The organism is Microcoleus sp. S1D4, assembly GCF_036700765.1.
Lineage (GTDB): Bacteria > Cyanobacteriota > Cyanobacteriia > Cyanobacteriales > Microcoleaceae > Microcoleus.
This window is the reverse complement of record NZ_JAUBPP010000012.1, coordinates 159,764-179,964: the sequence shown is the minus strand read 5'-3', so window position 1 is coordinate 179,964 and position 20,201 is coordinate 159,764. Positions and strand designations below refer to the sequence as shown.

At 44.3% G+C, this 20,201-nt stretch carries 14 protein-coding genes; 5 read left to right on the top strand and 9 right to left on the bottom strand.

Annotation, left to right across the window (positions count from 1 at the left end; genetic code table 11):
• Positions 1-1,351: 1,351 nt before the first annotated feature.
• Positions 1,352-2,401, bottom strand: coding sequence for a ketol-acid reductoisomerase (ilvC, locus tag QT998_RS15025; protein WP_333115024.1), 1,050 nt, complete (start codon positions 2,399-2,401; stop codon positions 1,352-1,354).
• Positions 2,402-2,711: 310 nt separating this feature from the next.
• Here ilvC and gloA2 point away from each other — a divergent pair, with 310 nt between their 5' ends.
• Both gloA2 and QT998_RS15015 read left to right on the top strand, forming a co-directional pair.
• Positions 2,712-3,098, top strand: a complete 387-nt coding sequence (gloA2, locus tag QT998_RS15020; protein ID WP_194066122.1) for an SMU1112c/YaeR family gloxylase I-like metalloprotein — start codon at positions 2,712-2,714, stop codon at positions 3,096-3,098.
• 109 nt (positions 3,099-3,207) lie between these two features.
• Positions 3,208-4,500, top strand: coding sequence for an endonuclease/exonuclease/phosphatase family protein (locus QT998_RS15015; protein WP_194066121.1), 1,293 nt, complete (start codon positions 3,208-3,210; stop codon positions 4,498-4,500).
• Here QT998_RS15015 and QT998_RS15010 read toward each other — a convergent pair.
• From QT998_RS15010 to QT998_RS14995, 4 genes are all read right to left on the bottom strand, one after another.
• A complete protein-coding gene (locus QT998_RS15010; protein ID WP_333115027.1) occupies positions 4,467-6,149 on the bottom strand; it encodes a dynamin family protein in 1,683 nt (560 codons plus the stop codon). The two genes, QT998_RS15015 and QT998_RS15010, sit on opposite strands and share 34 nt — an antisense overlap.
• Before the next feature lie 14 nt (positions 6,150-6,163).
• Positions 6,164-8,242, bottom strand: coding sequence for a dynamin family protein (locus QT998_RS15005; protein ID WP_333115029.1), 2,079 nt, complete (start codon positions 8,240-8,242; stop codon positions 6,164-6,166).
• Positions 8,243-8,275: 33 nt separating this feature from the next.
• Positions 8,276-8,608 (bottom strand): hypothetical protein, encoded by a 333-nt coding sequence (locus QT998_RS15000; protein ID WP_333088134.1) that lies wholly within the window; start codon positions 8,606-8,608, stop codon positions 8,276-8,278.
• A 195-nt stretch (positions 8,609-8,803) separates the two neighbouring features.
• Positions 8,804-9,325 (bottom strand): pentapeptide repeat-containing protein, encoded by a 522-nt coding sequence (locus QT998_RS14995; RefSeq protein WP_333088135.1) that lies wholly within the window; start codon positions 9,323-9,325, stop codon positions 8,804-8,806.
• A 230-nt stretch (positions 9,326-9,555) separates the two neighbouring features.
• Here QT998_RS14995 and QT998_RS14990 point away from each other — a divergent pair, with 230 nt between their 5' ends.
• Positions 9,556-11,094, top strand: coding sequence for a SagB/ThcOx family dehydrogenase (locus tag QT998_RS14990; RefSeq protein WP_333088136.1), 1,539 nt, complete (start codon positions 9,556-9,558; stop codon positions 11,092-11,094).
• Positions 11,095-11,307: 213 nt separating this feature from the next.
• Here the strand turns inward: QT998_RS14990 and mnmE are convergent, their stop codons facing one another.
• The 3 genes from mnmE to QT998_RS14980 all read right to left on the bottom strand — a co-directional run bounded on the left by mnmE (position 11,308) and on the right by QT998_RS14980 (position 13,277).
• Positions 11,308-12,693: a tRNA uridine-5-carboxymethylaminomethyl(34) synthesis GTPase MnmE gene (mnmE, locus tag QT998_RS14985; protein WP_333115031.1), complete on the bottom strand. Its 1,386-nt coding sequence runs from the start codon at positions 12,691-12,693 to the stop codon at positions 11,308-11,310.
• Positions 12,694-12,745: 52 nt separating this feature from the next.
• A complete protein-coding gene (locus QT998_RS27525) occupies positions 12,746-12,934 on the bottom strand; it encodes a hypothetical protein (RefSeq protein ID WP_442921975.1) in 189 nt (62 codons plus the stop codon).
• A 133-nt stretch (positions 12,935-13,067) separates the two neighbouring features.
• Complete coding sequence (locus tag QT998_RS14980) at positions 13,068-13,277, bottom strand: hypothetical protein (protein ID WP_333115033.1); 210 nt, start codon at positions 13,275-13,277, stop codon at positions 13,068-13,070.
• Positions 13,278-13,636: 359 nt separating this feature from the next.
• Between QT998_RS14980 and QT998_RS14975 the strand changes: the two genes are divergently transcribed.
• Complete coding sequence (locus QT998_RS14975) at positions 13,637-15,838, top strand: tetratricopeptide repeat protein (RefSeq protein ID WP_333115035.1); 2,202 nt, start codon at positions 13,637-13,639, stop codon at positions 15,836-15,838.
• 335 nt (positions 15,839-16,173) lie between these two features.
• A complete protein-coding gene (locus tag QT998_RS14970) occupies positions 16,174-18,360 on the top strand; it encodes a tetratricopeptide repeat protein (RefSeq protein ID WP_333088415.1) in 2,187 nt (728 codons plus the stop codon).
• Positions 18,361-18,640: 280 nt separating this feature from the next.
• Here the strand turns inward: QT998_RS14970 and QT998_RS14965 are convergent, their stop codons facing one another.
• Entirely contained in the window at positions 18,641-20,068 is a 1,428-nt protein-coding gene (locus tag QT998_RS14965; protein ID WP_333088141.1) for a protein adenylyltransferase SelO, read from the bottom strand.
• Positions 20,069-20,201: the final 133 nt, after the last annotated feature.

Genomic DNA, 20,201 nt, shown 5'->3' with positions numbered 1-20,201 from the left:
ACATATTCTAGATCGCCAAAGGGCTGTAGCTTCAGCACAAAGACGGATTTTTGAAACACAGGAGGGATGGATTTACGCTCAGATGCCGGAAACCAGGAAAAGTCGTCCCGCTCCGAAACTAGCGCTCTTTCATCACTCTGGATAAAATAAAACAACGGCAGACCAACTTTATCCAGAGTTTAATGTTGTATATCCACAACATTCATTCATCATATTTAATAGTTCTAGAAATCCGACTTTTAAGCTAGAAATATTAAAAATTAAAAGCCAATGCTTGAGGTGATTGTAAAAGACATAGGGTTGAATTATCAGTCGCAAATTAATTAACGTAAATTTCTATTCTTCACTAAGATTACACCATTTATGCTCACTATATTTTGAGATTTATTGAGATATACCTGTGTCTGAATACAATTTAATATCTGGGATTTCTCTTCCACACTCTCGCGTGTCACTTGATTGTTTTTATGTTTTTTGTCAGCTAATTAACAAAAATGCACCCACAAACTATTTTCCACAACTTCGATTTTTGCTAATAACTTGTTATATCGTGTTCGATTGTCTCGGAATGATGTTAACTGTTAAACATTGCACCTAAACCTCGCCGAAGTGTCGAACCATCAGGAAACTGCACGCGCTATTTCCCTACAATTAATCCCGGAATCGTTACACCTTTAACCGACGAAAATTGATTATTTTGGGGTAGGGGAAACGGTATTGCCGTCTCCGAAACTGCTGAGGTCTATTTTTCTTGAGCCGTTGCTGATATATTTTGTCCGTACCAGGGCAAAATATAACAAAGCGCTTTCACAAACTCCACTCCCAAACTGCCATGCCTAAAAAAAATGTTATTCCGCTGTTGCTTTTGTTTATAGTGCTGTTTACCCTTTACGGTGACAGTTTAACTTTTCTGCCCAAACCGATAAGAGATACCAGCGTCGCCAGTAGAAATTTCTTCGTCGGGTTGTGGCCGAATTGGCTGAGGCCGAGAGATTTCAACGAGAAAAGAGAACAGCAGATGGAGAAATTGCAAAAAAGTCCTACTCCCAGTAGATAGTTTTGAGCTACCAGCGACAAACCAGGTTTCTTTAACAATATCTAGCCACTTTTTTGTAAAAAACTAAAAATCACTAACTTAAACATCTGTCACTCCTCTCTCTCCAGAAACGACAAGGTAGAGAGAGGCAGAGTCTCCGCACCTGCATTACCAGGCAGAGCCTGGTAACGAGCAACGAGCAATTTTACTCCGCACTTTAGGGTTAGTTAGCAGTTCAGATTTTAGATTGAACGAACAATCTAAAATCTCAAACTTATTCGGAGCAAAGCCGAAGAATCTAAACTTTATAATCGATTAGGCTTGCTTTTTCAACCAGCTAAACATAGCTCGCAAATCTTTGCCAACTTCTTCAATGGGATGTTCTGCTTCTTGACGGCGCATGGAAGTAAAACCTGGTTTGCCGGCTTGGTTTTCGAGAACGAATTCGCGAGCAAATTGACCGGATTGAATTTCGCTGAGAATTTTACGCATTTCGGCGCGGGTTTGATCGGTGACGATGCGGGGGCCGCGAGTTAAATCGCCGTATTCTGCAGTATTGGAGATGCTGTCGCGCATTTTGGCTAGGCCTCCTTCTACTACTAAGTCAACGATAAGTTTAACTTCGTGCAAACATTCAAAATAAGCTAATTCCGGTTGATATCCGGCGTCAACTAAAGTTTCAAATCCAGCTTTAATTAAGGCGCTCAAACCGCCGCACAAAACTACTTGTTCGCCAAAAAGATCGGTTTCTGTTTCTTCGCGGAAAGTGGTTTCCAGGATGCCGGCTCTGGTGCCGCCAATACCTTTAGCATAGGCCATTGCCCGATCGCGCGCTTGACCGGAAGCATCTTGATATACTGCAAACAAACTCGGAACACCTTCGCCTTGTTCGTAAGTCCGGCGCACCAAATGTCCGGGGCCTTTGGGGGCTACCATTACTACGTCTACGTTGGCTGGGGGCACAACTTGGCCGAAGTGAATGTTAAAACCGTGAGCAAATGCTAAAACATTTCCTTCGGAAAGATTCGGTTCGATTTGTTCTTTGTAAATAGTTTTTTGAACTTCATCGGGTAATAAAATCATGATGAAGTCAGCGGCGGCGGCTGCTTTGTCTACCGGGTGAACTGTTAAACCCGCGTCGGTTGCTTTGGCTGCAGATTTGCTACCGGGATACAAGCCGACAACGACATTCATACCGCTGTCTTTGAGGTTGAGGGCGTGGGCGTGTCCTTGGGAACCGTAGCCAATGATAGCAATTGTTTTGTTGGCTAACAGGTCTAGGTTAGCGTCGGTGTCGTAATACATACGGGCCATAATGCTTGTCTCCTGAGATGCAAATTGGGTGATTGACTGCAAAACTCTCATCTTATCAAGTAGGGTGCTTTTTTTTGCAGAAATTTTTCAATTAAGATTTGGACGGGGGAAAATAAAGGTCGATCGCCCTGAATGTCGCAGGGTTTGTCGCCGAGTCTGCGATCGTCAAATATAATTGGTTAATAGCGTGCTGTGCATTTGAAAAAACCTCGCATCTTGCACTATTCTCGCTTAACAGGCTCTCCGGCCTGTTCCACAAGAAAATTTACTCTTTGTGGAACAGGCCGGAGAGCCTGTTCATAAAAGCTTATTGAGAATGGTGCAACATCTCAGAAAAACCCAACTAACTAACTTTTTTCAGATGAAAATAAAGGCAATACATCATGTGGCGATTATTTGCTCGGATTACGAAGCGTCGAAGAAATTTTATGTAGAAGTATTGGGATGTTCCATTATCAAAGAAACTTTCCGAACCGAGAGAAATTCTTACAAACTAGATTTGCGAGTCGGAAATGGCGACACCATCGAGCTTTTCTCATTTTCCCATCCTCCTGAAAGAATTAACAATCCTGAAGCCTGTGGCTTGAGACATTTAGCTTTTGCAGTTGAGAACATAGAAGCATCAGTTGCTTACTTAAAATCCCAACAAGTAGAAGTAGAAGAAATTCGCCTTGACGAAATTACCGAAAAAAGGTTTACATTTTTCCGAGACCCCGACAACTTACCATTAGAAATATATGAGAATTAAGGAGTCTCTTTATTTTTTCAAGCCGTTATTAAGTCAACCAGTCCGTAGTGATGACTATAGAAATTGCATCATTCATCCCCCTCTAAAATCTAAAATATAAAATTGTATAATGGACAGATTAATCAGAAATACAATCACTATCGGATTGCCGACTTTAATGCTCTTTATCGCCATATTAGCTACAGGAAAAACAGGTGATGCAGCCGTTTGGTCGGGTTTGGTCAAAGTCGGCGGTTCCTTTGGTATGCTGATCGGTTTAGGTGTGTTGGTATTTGCAGGATTTGTTGCCAATTCTGTGAGTTATTTTGTGGTAGATGGCTTGGGGGTGAGATTTTATCAAAAGCGGCGAGAGTTGGAACAGGAAGAACAACTGGTAACAGAAATTGATAAATTGCCGATTACTAACGACCTTAAAATCAAGCTCAAATGGGCGGTGATGTACAGCAGCAACAACAAAAACATTAGCTTGAAGCACGTAATTTTAAAATGGTTTATTATCGCAGCAAGTGTAAATGCCCTATTTTCAATAGTCGGTTATTTGAGAATAACTAACATTTTTTTTGAATTGAGTTCTCATTTTAAAGTACAATATCTGCTGGTTGGTTTCTCTACTTTGATATTTTTCGCTCTGGTGCGCTCCCCAAAAAGATGGTTGTTGGTGAGCGCATTTTGCACGATCGTTAATTTGGCTGAAATTGTTCCTTGGTACTTTCCAGCGCCAGCATTTGCAGGAGCAACTAGCGCACACAACTTGCGGATTTTGCATTCAAATGTTTTAACGAGTAACCGACGCTATTCTGAGGTGATATCGCTGGTTAAAGCAGAACAACCTGATATCGCGGTTTTTGTCGAAGTCAGCACAGTTTGGGCAAAAGAGTTAGCAGTTTTAAGCGAGATTTTTCCTTACTCTTCCAACCTGCAAGAATCTGAGAGATTTGGCAGTGCAATATACAGCAAGCTGCCTTTAGAAAATGCTTCTATTAAAGCTTTTTCAAAGCGAAGAAAGAGCTTGTTTACAGAGGTGAGATTTCAAGGTAAAATCATTTCTCTGATTCTTGCTCATCCGACTGTGCCGATCAAACAGGAGAGTTTTATCGATCGCAATAAACAGCTAGCAGGCATCGGCGAGTATGCAGCCCAAATCAAAAATCCGCTGATTGTGGTTGGGGATTTAAATACCACAATGTGGTCGCCTTTCTACAAAAATATGGTAAAAACCGGAAATTTGCGAAATGCGCGATCGAGCTTTGGCATTTTACCGACTTGGCCGACTTTTATGCCACTGGCTTATATTCCGATCGATCACTTTTTAGTCAGCAAAGAAATTGGTGTTTTGAAGATTCGTACTGGCCGCAATGTCGGTTCGGATCATTTGCCGTTAATTACAGATTTAGTCATTTGAAGGCAGGATTCGATATTTTCTAACAAATTATTGATTAACTGTATCTGATATTGCTGAATATTTGTCTGTAGTGGCTCTTTGCTGTCTTGAAAACAGATAACTTTTCCGGCGATTTCCTTGTAGTGTTGCAGCATGGAAAAAGTATCGGTGCTGAAGCGAGCGAGATAGTTTTTAGCAGCCTCGCTGCAAATTTCCGTTACTTGATTGAGATAAGCTTCTGACGATTCAGGCGGCTTTTCATACCCAGTTCTTTTATTCAAAATATAGCTAGCACCGCCGACTACTGCGGCTCCCACAGGCCCGCCCAATAGCCAACCTAAGCCTGTGGCGATCGCCACTGGAGCCACTTCGCCCTCGTTCGACTTTTGAGGTGGAGGTGGCGGCGGCTCCGGTAAAGAGACTTGCGGGGATGGAGGAAACGAAATCAAAAGCGCGATCGGCTGTTCTTTATCAAAGAATTCGCAAGCTTTATTTACCCATTCTGCGATGCTTTGCTGCTGATGTAAGACCTCTCGCTGAAATTTTAGCTTCCACGCATCAAAACTTCCTTCCTGGAGCGACACCGCCATTTCCGATTGATACCGCTGCAAAAGTGTGGGCTGGTAAAGCCAAATCTCGAAATCGGAAACGCTGGCTTGAAAGCCTTTTGATATCAGTTTTTCGGCTTTTTGTTTAATTTCAATTTTGTCTTTGTGCTTTTTTTGAGCTGCGACTATTTCTGCAGCGACAGTTTCAGCTTTGGCTCGGAGAGATTGGCAAATTTTATTAGCTATAGCTTCAATTCTGGGCAACTTAACTGCTAGTTGTTCCTGTTGAGCTGCCACAATACTTTGCAAAGCCGATTCAAACGTGGCAATTCCTGTAGTTTGGGCGGCCGCCACATCTCCTTTCAGCCTCGCCCTCAAAGCCGGCAAAGCATCGACGCGGTAGATATTGCTGATATTGTTCGGCAAGTTCGAGCGAAAACTTTCGGCAACAAACAACAAGCGATTGTAAACTTGTTTTTGGTCGTCTGGTTCGAGTAGATTGAGAAAATTGGCAACAAAGACGACTGTGTTGATGTTGCGATCGCTCAACCAATCTCTCAAGTTCTCCCGTTCCCCTAAAGTCATCAATTTGCGAGCATCTAAAACCTGCACAACCAAATCAGCCGTTAGCAATTTATCCCGAACCAAATTATCCTGTTCTTCCCGATCATTGGTTCCCGGCAAATCCAGCAATTCCACACCGGTTTGCAGAAATGGATGGGGACAGTAAACATTCACCGCCGCCACATCATCCCGCATTTGTCTCGCGTCGTCAAGGATGGCGTAGCGTTTCAAAACATCAGTCCCTGGTTCGCTAATTTCCGTGCCGTCTTTCAGGGTAATTTTTGCGTGCAATTCCTCGCCATAGTTGACATAAATGGCAGCACCTGTAGTGGGCACAAGGTCGATCGGCAAAGCCCGATTTCCCAGCAAAGCATTCAGCAAAGTTGACTTGCCGTAATTAAACGGGCCAAAGACAGCAACTTGAAAAGTTGGTTTGGCGAGATAGTCACAGATTGAGGTGGTATCTCGGTAAAGTTGGGAGTTTTTCTCAAGTTCGAGAATACCGAGTGCTGATTTGAGATTGTCAGTCAGGTGTTGATAAATTTCGGGTTGTTGCATATTGTTGTTTTATCTCAGTTAGCAGATGCTAGGAAAGCTTGATATAGTGATTCAATACTCTGCGACTCGGCAGAAACATCAGCCTCCAATTTTTTCAACCGCTGGGATTCAGCCTGACAATTAATCTCGCGAGATTCCTTTTGTTCGAGCAAATTATCTAACTCCGATTTCCGAGAATTAATATCCGCATTCATGCGATCGCCCACTTCTCGCCCGTAAACATCAAAACACTCTTTCACAGCATCATGAATCGGCTGCCACTGCTCTTGAGCCACCTGCGGCAGATATTTCACTAACTCTTTTTTCGCGGCTTTCACCAACTGTTTATGAGCTCCGTCTGCTTGCAAAACCCCAACACCCATCCCCAATAAAGCCAAGTACAGCGGCCCCAAAACAATCCCCGTAAAACTAGCAAAAATCGTACTGACGCTCAACACAGTAATTAAATTAAGCAAGATATTTTTCCAGTCAAAACCCGCTCCTGCCATAGCTACGCCTGCCAGGTTCCCGGTCGTTAATGAAAACAATCCCATTGCCCATTTTGCCCAAGATGGCGAATTATCTTCCTTCGAGTTGCTGACTGCTGCTGGTATTTTTTGCCCGGTCAGTTTTTCTGTAATTTTTTCAGTCACTTTCGTGTAAGATGCTCCGTAATTTGCCGCACTTTGCGAGAGTTGCGAAAATGCTGAATTCATCTCTTGTTCAGCCGTGAGAGTCCAAGCTGCGAGTTTGTCGTTGATGTACTGCTCGAATGCTCGTTTGAGGGATGCTTCAAAGGCTTCTCGCTTGCCTTGGCTGAAGAAATCCAGAAATCTCAGCTCTGGTTGATATCGTAAGAAATCTGTTTCAAAGGTATTTTCTAAGTTAAGAACGTAGGCGCGAAAAGAATCTGCGATCGCCCGCGATTTACTATCTCTAACTGCGATAATTTCTTGTTGAAATTCATCGCGAATCTGAGTCAGCTTTTTAAACTCCGGCTCAACTGAATTAATCTTTTCTTTCAACTCATTGACATCGCGATCGAGTAATGGTAAACGGCGTCCAACAGCTTCGCGGACGCGAGCAGAAATTTGACGCGCCAAAGTCCTCGCCGGACGCAATTCCGAAATCGCCCTTTCCTGCGTCAAAAACGTATTCAGTGCCGCCATAAACTCGGGAAAACCAGTTCCTGCTAAATCCGCATCCGGGTTTTTCATCCGCAACCTGAGCGCCTTAATTGAGGTAATTGCAAACACTCGCTCGTCGTAAATATCGTGTCCTTCTGTCAAACAATATTCAGCCAAATTAGCTTGAAAAACCCGCCGCAGTTTCCCTTCGGCTTCTGCCAATTCTTCAGGATCGTCTGGGTCAATCAAACTTTCCCGCACCTGATCCCAAGCATTAATCAGAAAGAAAATGCTCAATCCGCGATTTTTGATGTAATTTTCTAAATAACGTCTTTCACCCATTGTGCAAGGCTGAGTTGCCCTGAGCACAAACAAAATAGCGTGGCAGTTGTTGATGTAACCCAGAGATAATTCATTGCGGGCTTCTGTATCGTTCAGTCCGGGACTGTCTACTATTTCTATGCCTTTTTCTAGCAAAGGTAAGGGATATTCTACTACGGCGCAATCGATATCGGGAAATGCTGGTTTCTTTTCTTCTTCTAGGCGTTTAGCTTCAGCGGGGTCAATTGTGTAGTTCTGTTTAAAACTTTTAAAATCTAGCTGTTTTGGGCTTTTGCCGTCATTGAAATAAACGGTAACTTTTTTTTCTGAACCGTAGCGCAAAATCGTCAGCAAAGCTGTACAGGGATTTACGTCACTCGGTAGTAAATTTTCGCCGATTAACGCATTGAGAAAAGTGCTTTTACCGCGTTTCATGTCGCCTAGCACTAGCAGCCGAAAGACTCCTTGGCGCAAGTTTTTACTGGCGATATCAATGTCCGCGTTGTCTGTTTCTAAACCTAGTTTTCCTGATGCTTCCGCTGCTGCTAATTCTGATTGGTTGATGGCTGTTGCGATGTTGCTGAGGCGACCTGCAATTTCTCGGCGGACGGCGGCTACTCGCTCTAAATCGTTGAGAAAACTGCTGGTTTCTACTTTAAGGTTCATGGGTATTTCCTAATATTTTACGGCTGGGAACTTTCAATTTATATCTTCTTCAATAAACATTTTGTAAGCGCTCAAAGCAATGAATCCAACTATCAGCGTAGTTGCCAGCCAAGATGCGATGCGAACTGCAACGACAACAGCAATGACAATGCCTGTAAATTGAGCTACGGCTAGGATTTTTCTGCGCCACTGTTTGAGTGTGCCGTTAACTTGGCTATCGGATTCTTCGTACTTGCGTGTTAGATGTTCTGGCACTGAGCGGTCGATTTCGGCTTCTAGTTCGCGGAGCCAAATTTCTTGTTCGCGCCTCCGCAAATTTTGTTTTTTGTGCCGAAGTTCTCTGGCTGTTTTGTCGGGAAAATTCATAAATTATCTCTTATTTTCCACTGAAAAAATGTGTTATTTATTGTCAATGTTGCAAAGCGATAAGTTCTCTACGACTGTAACTCACATTTTCCGCCGTGTCGAGAAATGTTAATAAATTTTAAAAAGGGCGATTCCCGCTCGGGATAGCTACGCTTCACGACTAATGAAGCCGATCGCCCGCAGCGCTGGAAATCATCAATATCCTTCGGGGCTGATGGTAGTGCGATCGCACTCAGCTTCCGACAAATCTGCCAAGCGCGATCGAAATAAGTTGCAGCCAGCTAATTGAGCTTTAGTTAACTTTGCTTTCTCCAAATTAGCTCTGCTCAAATCCGCATTGCTCAAATCGGCATTGCTCAAATCGGCATTGTACAAATCCGCACCTTGTAAATTAGCTTTCTGCAAATTAGCACCTTGCAAATTTGCGTGGCGTAAATTTGCTCTAGATAAATTTGCTCCTGACAAATTAGCTTCTGACAAGTTTGCTTGATAAAGCTGAATGTCGCCCAATTCGGCATCCTGCAACTGTGTTTGAAAAAGATTGGCTTGAGTCAGATTTCCGTAGGGCAAATAAGTTCGCCTCAAAACGCTACCAGAAAGGTTGATTTCTGCTAAATCTGCTTGAAATAAATTATGTTCACTTAGGTCAACTGCGTCAAAATTTCGCTTGCCTTCAGAATACTGAGCTAACAATTGCTCAGCGCTTAGCTTTTGCATATTCATCTCTTTATGAGGACAGCTATTGTAGCCAGTCCATAACGATAATAAAGGGCTATTACTGTTTGCGTATTTATACCTAAGCATTCTCTTATGTTAAGCTTGTGTAACAACGAGCGCATTTTTTCTAAGATTTTTTTTATATTTGTAAATTTCTGGCTGGCTCGGTCAGTAACCAGTCAGTAATCTCAAGATCGATCGACAAACCAAAGCCCATCTTCTACTGAAATATGCCAGAACTTCCTCTTTCTATGGCTGAGCACTACCACGAGCGGACGAAATATGACCCTGAAACCCTTGCTGCCAAAAGCAGACAGCTAGATTGGACAGAGCAACCGGTGCCGTTCAAAGAATATAAAATTGGTGCGTATTTTGACCTAAAGCCTTATATAAAAGACCCCTCGGACGATCGCGAGGCCGCGGCTGATGCCGGTTGGTGGCACCGCTTGTCGAGCTTGTTGCTGTGCAGCTACGGGTTGACTGCGAAGGTGCAGACGCTAGATGAGAGCTATCTGTATTTGCGATCCGCACCGTCGGCGGGCGGGCTGTACCCTGCAGAGGTTTATTTAATCTCCCGCGGCACGCCACATTTGCCCGCCGGACTCTACAACTATCAGTGCAGAACTCATTCACTCGTTCATTTTTGGAACAGTGAAGTTTGGTCGGGGTTGCAAGCTGCTTGTTTCGGATCGCCGGCGCTCGAAAATACCCAACTGGCGATCGCGATTACTACTGTTTTCTTCCGTTCTTCTTGGCGTTACGAAGACCGGGCTTACCGCAGAATTTTCCTCGATACCGGTCATTTATTGAGCAATATCGAGTTAGCTTGCGCCATCAACGATTACCGACCTCACTTGATTGGAGGATTCGCCGATGCAGCTATCAATGAATTACTGTACATCGACTCGGAGCAAGAAGGAGCGATTTGTGTAGTTGCGTTAGCCGACTTGCTGGATATCGACCAAAATTTGCCCAAATTCAAAACAGCTTTGCCCGGAAACACCACAACAGATTATCCTAAAATTTCCGAAGGTCAACTGTTGGGATACCTCCACAAAGCGACACAGTTAGACTCAGACCCCACCGGAACGGATGGCTGGAAATTTGATGAAAAAGAAGGTGATTTAGAGGATAAATACAACTTTCCATTTTGTACTAAAATTTCGACTGTCAGTCCTTCGATTCCTTGGGGAGTCAATCTGGAAACTTTAGAAACAACTATCCTCAAAAGGCGTTCTACCCGCGCTTATACTGGTGCTTCTTTGAGCTTGGGCGAACTGTTAGCCTTGCTCGATTTTACTTACCAGCCACAGCACTATATCGACCAAGGATTAGACGGTTATCCCGATTATTTCGATCTGAGTTTGATCGAGACTTTTATTGCTGTTTCGGGAGTGCATGGATTGGAGGAAGGCTGTTATTATTATGCTCCGAAAGCTCAAGAGTTGCGGCAAATTCGGTTTAAAAATTTCCGCAGGGAGTTGCATTTTTTGTGTTTGGGGCAAGATTTGGGCCGAGATGCGGGGGCGCTGTTGTTTCACACGGCTGATTTGAACAGGGCTGTAGCAAAATATGGCGATCGAGTTTACCGCTATTTGCACATGGATGCGGGTCATTTGGGCCAGCGGTTGAATTTAGCAGCCGTTCAACTGCGTTTGGGTGTTAGCGGTATCGCGGGCTTTTTTGACGATCGCGTCAATGACGTTCTCGGTATTCCTACAAGCGAGGCTGTGCTTTATATTACTACTCTGGGAAGACCGCGATCGTGAATTTTAGTCAGTTGTCAGTTGTTAGTTGTTATTTGTCAGTAGTATGACTTTACTGAGTCCAGGCGCATCTAAATTTTACAGTCAACTTTGATGAAATTAACATCTTGCACTATGTCCACAAAGAGTTAAATTACTGTGGGGTGTCTGGTGCGCCCTAAAAATACAACTTAAATGCGATACAGCTTACCTATTCAATTTACTCTTTTACCATCCTTATTTCCCAATGCAAAACTTGCTAAATATTCTGTCTAGCACTGATTCTGTCACTTCTTCGCCCGTAACTTCCCCCAAGGCTTGAATTGCACCGCGCAAATCTATTGTCCAGAAATCTAAAGGCAATTTATTGCTCATAGTATCTGTGCACTGTTCCAGAGAAATTTTAGCTTTGGTTAACGCCGCTGCTTGCCGCTGATTGATTGCTAAATCGGAGTTTGCTGCTTGCAAATTTCCGTGGCTGACGGCATCTAAGATGGCTGTTTCTAAGTCTTCTATGCCTCGATCTAGGGCGGCGGATGCGGTGACGGCGGGGTGGATTTCCGAGGAAAAAGGTAGTTCGGGGATGGTTTTTACTAGGTCGATTTTGTTGATGATTATAATTAGCTGGCGGTGCTTTACTTGTTCGTAAATTTCGGAATCGCCCTCTGTCCAACCAGATTCTGCGTCAATTGTCAATAATACTAAATCGGCTTGTTTTGCTGCAGCGCGCGATCGCTCAACGCCAATTTTTTCTACCTTGTCTTCGGTTTCTCGAATTCCCGCCGTATCGAGCACCTGCACCGGAATGCCGCCCACAACTAGCTGCGATTCTACCACATCTCGCGTCGTACCCGGCAAATCTGTAACGATCGCCCGATCGCACTTACTCCAAGCATTCAACAAACTCGACTTTCCCACATTCGGCCGCCCCACAATCGCCACTTTCAAACCGGTTCTCAACAATTCACCGCGATCTGCCGTCGTCAAAATTGTTGACAATTCCGCCAAAACAAGCTTTATTTCCAAATAAGTTTTAGCTTCATCTAAAGGCGGCAAATCTTCCTCAAAATCAATTCTCGCCTCAATTTCTGCCAGCAAATCCAAACAAGTTGTTCTTAATTTGCGAATTGGCTTGGCTAACTTTCCCTGCAAACCAGCTAAAGCACTTTGTGCAGCAGCGGGAGATTTTGCTCCCACCAAATCTGAAATACTTTCAGCCTGAGTTAAATCGAGCCTCCCGTTCAAAAAAGCCCGCAGCGAAAACTCTCCCGGCTGCGCCAATTTCGCCCCGCTTTCCAAACACAACTGCAAGACTTGCTGGACGGCCATAATCCCGCCGTGACAGTGAAATTCCACCACATCTTCGCGGGTGAAAGAACGCGGCGCTTTCATAATTAACAGCAAAACTTCATCAACCAATTCTTGAGTTTTGGGGTGGCGGATGTGGCCGTAAAGAATGCGGTGAGACTCCCAAATTTGTTTTCCTGGGGCGCGAAACAGAGTTTCGGCAATTTTTAAGGCTGCAGCACCGGAAAGTCGCACAATGGCGACGCTGCCTTGTTGGGGAACTATGGCGGTGGCGATCGCTGCGATCGTTCCTCCTTTTGTTAGTGATTCAGCCATTTTTAATTGCTCTATAGTTCAATAATTATCTCGATCGCCCTATCTGCAATGCCTAGATTATATAGGCATTTAATTGCTGTATATAGAGATTTTCTAATTCACCCAATCGTCTGATAATTAATCTGCGTTGGAGGGTAGCTATTCGAGTTACTCTAACTTTAGATGATAGTCGCAATCCAGTTGCTGGAAATTCTCTATCTTCCACATTCAGGGCAAACTCTTCATTGTTTAATCTTGCCACATTTTGAGAGGAAATAAAGCAAACAGTAAGTTCATCAGTGAGATAGCACACAGCACTCAAGTAGGACGCAATTTCATCTGACTCAAATCAGTAAATGGAAATTGTACTAATACAATATCTCCTTTTTTTAGTATCACGCAATAGGTTCTCCATCTTCTATCGTATAAATATCATGTTCGTCCTGCAAAAAGTCAAAACAGCCACTGTTTTGAGAAAGCTGCATAAGTTCCTGAGTCGAAGGAGACGGGATGTTTTCTAGTAATTTGTCCGTAATCGCTAATTGCTCGTCTGCAGAGAGAGATAAGATAACTTGAATTAGGGAGTCAACCAGTTGTACGTTCATTTTAAGTCATCTGTTGCTCGGTTACTAAATTATACTATAAGTTCAGGGTTTGCATTTACAGTCAACCGATACGGGCTGCAGACTGGGACTCATCTTAATGCTATAGTCCTCGACGCAGAAATTGGTTTTTTACGGAAATACTGCATCCCGGCTTTTAACACTGCGTCCAGGACTGCTCAAATTCAGACAAGGCTCAAAGTTTCGGCGATAGCCTTTAAATTGCCAGCACCTGTAGTCCTACTACGGGCTATTTTTTCGGCTGCTTGGCACACCGGAATCAATAGCTAAAAGTTTGACACCACAGTGAGCTATCCTGATTTCATGCGATAATGGAACATTGACAGGGTAGAGGGCAGAGTATGATTGGTCAACTTCTAGACAGACGTTACCGCATCATTAAAGTCACAGACTCAAGTGAGGTGGGAAAAACTTATTTAGCAGCAGATACTCACCGTCCAGGGTATCCGCAATGCACGGTTAGAGAAATGCGGCTTCCCGGCACAAGTTCGCAAACTCCAGAATTAGTCAAAGTTATATTTCAAAGAAACGCAGAAATAATTGAGGAATTGGGTAAACACGACAAAATTCCTGAATTATTGGCGTATTTTGAGGAAAATCAAAGTTTATACTTAATTGAAGAATTTATTGTGGGTTCACCTTTGAGTCAAGAATTGATTGTGGGTGAAGCTTGGCAAGAAGATGAAGTAATTACTTTGCTATCATCCATATTAGAAATTTTGGCGTTCATCCATTCCAAGGGCTTTATTCACCGCAGAATTCAACCAGACAGAGTTATCCGGCGCGAGTCAGACGGAAAATTTGTGTTGGTTGACTTTAGCTTAGACAAAGAAATTAACCCGGAACTTGTTAATTGTGATTTGTGGGCGCAAACTCCGCCGAAGTCTGTTAAATCGCCTTTGGGAAAAAAACAGGAGTTGGCGGTGCAGGGTTTGTACGTGCCGATCGAGCAATCGCAAGGCAACCCCCACTACAATAGCGACATCTACGCTCTAGGTACGATCGCCCAGCTTGCGGTAACGGGACTCTCACCCAAGGAACTCAGCGCCCTGAGAAACAACAAAAAAGGCGAGATTCCGTGGCACAATCGGGCAACTTGTTCGGCGACTCTAGCACGTATTATCGATCGAATGGTGCGCTCCGACAAAGAAGAACGCTATCACGAAGCAGCCGAAGTTTTGGCAGACATCAAACAAATCGCCGTAAAATGGGATGCCCCTCCGTCGCCAGCCACCATCATCACCAAGCCTAGGAATAAACCGCCCATCAAGCGCCCTACTAAACTGCTGCTGTTGGCTGCAATAGTCTCCGCTTCGATCTTGACAGCAGTCATCATGTACTTCGGACATATTAAAAGTCCGGCGAGGGCGAAAGAATTGTTCGCCCGTGGCGTGGCTAAGGCACAACAAGGTGACAAAACAGGCGCGATCGCCGATTATACTCAAGCCATCGCCCTGAATGCTGGCGATGCCGAAACTTTCTACAAGCGGGCTAATGCTCGCTACGACATGGGTGCGACAGAGCAAGCAAAGGCAGATTATACGCAAGCAATTAAAGTTAATCCGAGCCACACCAAAGCCATCTATAATCGAGGTTTGGCGCGCCTCGACACAGGCGACAAGCGGGGAGCCGTGGAGGATTTTACCCAAGTATTGCGGCTGAGTCCGAGCGACGGTGAGGCATACTCTCAGCGGGGTTTAGTCTACTACGATTTGGCAGACTACCGCACGGCCATTGAAGACTACACTCAAGCAATTCGGCTCACTCCCAACGATGCTGTAGCTTACAGCAATCGGGGTTTAGCTCGATCGGCCTCTGGGGACAAAACTGGAGCAATGGCAGACTTTACCCAAGCGATTCAAATTAGCCCCAAACAAGCTAGCGTTTACTACAGTCGCGGTCGATCGCGCTTTAATCTGGCAGATTATCAAGGAGCGATGGAAGATTATAGTAAGGCGATCGAATTGGAACCAGAACAAGCTGATGCTTATACCAATCGGTGCAGCGCTTACTTAAATTTGGCAACCTACGACAAAGCGATTGAAGATTGCACCCGCGCAATTAATCTCGATCCCAAAGATGAAGCAGCTTACAACAACCGCTGCATTGCTTATCTAAATTTAAAACAATTTCAAAAGGCTGCTGAAGATTGCAGTTTGGCGATCGGACTTAACAGCAACAATCCCAAAGCATACAGCAATCGAGGATTAGCTCGATCGGCTTCGGGAGACAAACTCGGGGCTGTAGAAGATTTTACCAGAGCAATTGGGCTCAATCCCAGTGATGCCGTAGCTTACAGCAATCGCGGTAGCCTGTACTCAGAACAAAAAAATTACCCTTTAGCGGTTGAGGATTTCGCTCAGTCGCTGCGGCTCAACCCCAACAATGCTACTGCTTTTTACAGCCGGGGCCTCGTGCGCCGCCAACTCAAAGATCGGGCTGGGGCGATCGAAGATTTTCAGAAAGCTGCAACACTGTTTCTAGAACAAGGAAGAGCCGATGGTTTCCAAAACGCACAAGCACAAATAAACGACCCTAAATAAACTATTAGTCAGTAGTCATGAGTCAGTAGTCATTAGTCATTAGTTGTTAGTTGTTGGGAATTGGTTATTAGTTATTGGTTATTGGTTACTTGCTACGAATTTCCCATTTCCAATTCTCAATTCCCAATAACAGCTAACAGCTAACAGCTAACAGCTAACAGTCATCAGTCATTAGTTATCAGGAACAACGAACAATGAAGAATGAGGCAGGAAAAAAGAAAAAGGCAAAATCACCAATCAGCAATTCCCAATCACCAACTCCAAATTACCAATTTCCCACGATAAACTCCCAATTTCCAAATCCCAATTACCAATTATCAAATATCGGTATGAACATGGTTGGTCAACTTTTAGATAGGCGTTATCGAGTAGTGCAAATTCTCAGTTCAGGAGCTTTTGGACAAACTTATTTAGCTGTCGATACTCGCCGACCTGGCCACCCTCAATGTGTAGTAAAACAACTTCGTCCTCCCAGCAACACTTCCGCAGTTCTCAAAACAGCTTACCGCTTATTTAAACAAGAAGCAGAAATATTAGAAAAGCTAGGAAAACACGATCAAATTCCATTTTTGCTCGCTTATTTTGAAGAAAGCAATCAATTCTATCTGGTAGAAGAGTTTGTGCCTGGACACGCGCTAAATCGGGAAATTGTTGCTGGTCAACCTTGGCGGGAAGAACGGGTGCTGTCGTTGTTGGAAGAAATATTACAACTTCTCGCCTTCGTACACTCTCAGGGAGTGATTCATCGCGACGTTAATCCCTCCAACTTAATCCGCCGCAAACCAGACAGCAAATTAGTTTTAATTGACTTCGGTTCAGTTAAAGAAGTTGCGAATCACGTCATCGATTTCGATACAGAATTTCCGCGCACCATTGCGACGGGGACTCCGGCTTATATGCCGATCGAGCAATTTCAAGGCAACCCCCAATTTAGCAGCGATCTCTATGCCGTAGGGATGATGGCAATCCAAGCTATCACGGGTTTACCCGGTACCGATTTGCCAAAATTGCAAGATCCGAGTCCTTCTCATACCGGGGAAATTGTTTGGCGCAACCGAGCTCAATGTTCTCCGGGATTGGCAAATATAATTGACAAAATGGTCTGTCACCAATTTGGCAAACGCTATCAATCGGCTGAGGACGTTTTGGCCGCTCTCAGCAAGCTGACGCACCGCCAAGAACCTCATACAGCTCAAAAGAAAAGTAGGGCTCCTAATAGTTTACGGTCTGTTGATAGTTTTGCATCACGTTTGGGCCCTCGGTTTTGGTGGCTGATTTTGGCTGGATTAGGGGCGATATCTCTGGTATTTCTGTTGAGTTATTGCAGCCGCCCGAATCCGATTAAAGCTAAGGAATATTACGAACAGGGAGTAGAAAAGTCTCGCAATCAAGATGCGGAGGCGGCTTTGCAGGCTTTCAACAAGTCAATTCAATTAAATCCTAACAATGCTGATAGTTTTTATCTGCGGGGAAATGCTAATTACGATTTAAAAAAATATCAAGAAGCAATTGCAGATTATTCTCAGGCGATCGCTCTCAATCCTAAATATTTTAAGGCTTATTTTAACCGGGGATTAGCCCGCAACGATTTTAACGACAAGCGCGGGGCGATTGAGGATTATACTCAGGTTTTGAAGATCCAACCCAACGATTTTGATACATATTATGAAAGAGGAATTACGTATTTACAACTACAAGATTACAATATGGCTATTCAGGATTTTACTGAAGCAATTCGGTTGCAGCCGAAGCTGGTTAAAGCTTATCATTCGCGGGGGCTGGCTCGCGCCGGGAGCGGAGATTTGCAGGGGGCGATCGGAGATTATACTGAAGCAATTAAACTCGACGCTCAGAATGTTGATGCTTTCTATAGTCGGGGGAGAGCTCGCTTTCACTTAGGAGATTATCAGGGAGCTTTGGCGGATTATTCTCAGGTAATTGTGATCGATCCCAAGAGTGGAGATGCTTACACTAATCGTTGCAGCACGCAGTTGAATTTGGGAGCGTATCAAGCGGCTATTGACGATTGCACTCAGGCGATTTCGCTGAGCGATGAAGATGGGGTTCCTTACAACAATCGCTGCATTGCTTATTTAAATTTGAAGGATTATCCTAAAGCAATTGCCGATTGCACCCAAGCGGTGACACTAAATCCGAACAATTATAATGCTTTGAGCAATCGCGGTTTGGCTCACCACGCAGGGGGAGATAGCCAGGGGGCGATCGCAGATTTTACTGCCGCAATCGGCCTCAATCCCAACGATGCGGAAGCTTACGCCAATCGGGCGAAGGTTTACCAGCAGTTAAATAATTACAATAGTGCGATCGGCGATTATGTGCAAGCCATTCGGCTGAATCCGAATTATGCAGCAGCTTACTACGGTAGAGGAATGGTTCGCCGCTCGTTGGGAGACAAAGCAGGAGCAATTAGCGACTTAGAAAAAGCGGGCAAAATCTTTCTCGATCAAGGACTGACTGGCGGTTACAAAGACACACAATTTGAGATTGAAAAAATTAAGTAGCTAGTTGTAAGTTGTAAGTTGTAAGTTGTAAGTTGTAAGTTGTAAGTTGTAAGTTGTAAGTTGTTAGTTGTTAGTTGGTAGGGGCGGTGGATGGTGCGTGCCCGCCCTTATTTGTCAGTTGTTAGTTGTTAATTGTGCGGCATTGAAACTGTATGTCAAAAAACAGTAAAACTCTTGTGGGGCAGGCATCCTGCCCGCCCTGAATATGCAATGTTTATTTGCGTGACAGCTTAACAGTCAACAACGCCCCATCCCTCCGCTTCGATCCGCCCAATTCCCTTTAATAATTTTGAATTCGCTCAACCAAATCATAAAACGGTTGCCAATTATCCTCAAGAGCGATGGGTTCCCAAACAGCCTCAATCGTCGGCCTCAACAGCGATTGTTCGGGATTGTGCTGGCGCAACCTCTGGGCCATCTCATCCATATCGTCCGCCGACAAACTTTGCAAAACGTGACAATAAAACTGCCGCCAATGTGCTAACAAATCTGCTGGTTCCGCCTCGCTAAAGATTAGACTAGCATCATCTCGCCAAGTGCGATCGAACTGTCGGCGCAATTCCCAAAAGAAATCGTGATAATCAACTTGAGACTCCGCCAGCATCTTAATTGTCAACTTCAAAAGCTCATCACCATCCGCTTCTGGCAAATCCTCAAATCCCAATCTATTCAGCATCAACTTGCGGTAAGCTGCATTATAATGATCGCCAAACTTTGCCAAACCAGCATCCATATCAGCTTGAGGAATTGCCGCTGCTAGCGGTTGCTGAAGCTTCTCTAAATTCCCCTTGCAAATAAACGGTTGATTTCCGTAACAATAAAGACCGTAGTGATCGAAATAAGCTGCTGTAAATTCCGGCTTGTAAGTTGGAATAAAAGCAAACGGCCCGTAATCAAAACTTTCTCCAGTAATCGACATATTATCAGTATTTAGCACCGCGTGACAAAAACCAGCCGCCATCCACTGAGCAACCAATTCGGCTACACGTTTGACTAACTCTGCATAAAATAGCGCATACTTTTCTTCGGAAGAAGTACCAGAATTGCTAGCTGCTAAATGTAGTTTAGGATAGTAATATTCAATTACAAAATCTAAAAGTTTTTTAGTTAAATCCGGGCGGCGGATATAATGTAGTCTTTCAAACGTGCCAAAACGGATGTGAGAGTGACTAAAACGCACCATTACGGACGATCGCGTGGGAGAGGGTTCGTCGCCCCGCCACAAAGCATCCCCAGTTTCAACTAAACTAAAACAGCGAGATGTCCGAACTCCCAATCTGTGCAAAGCTTCGGCGGCTAAAACTTCGCGAACTCCCCCTTTGAGAGTGAGTCTACCATCAGCGTGCCGCGAGTAGGGAGTGCGACCGGAACCTTTAGTCCCGAAATCATAAAGTCTGCCGTCAGTACCGCGAACTTGACCGTACAAAAAGCCTCTACCGTCGCCTAAATTCGGGTTGTATTCGTTGAATTGATAGCCGTGGTAGCGGAGTGCGAGAAAGGGACGCACGCAGTGAAATTTACCGAAGGCTTCGATGAAATGTTGGTCGGTTACTTGTGCGGGATCTAAACCCAATACGGGCAATAATTTGTCGTTGCGAAAACGGAGGATGTGTTGGGGAAAATCGGCTGCGGGGACTTCATCAAAATAGTCACCGCCGAGGGATTCGAGGGCTGGTTCGTAGTTGAGGGAAAGCAAGGGATTTGACATTTTTGTATTTGACTGTTGACTGTTAGCTGTTAACTGTTAACTGTTAGCTGTTAGCTGTTAGTTGTTATTGGGAATTGAGAATTGGAAATTGGAAATTGGAAATTCGTAGCAAGTAACCAATAACCAATAACCA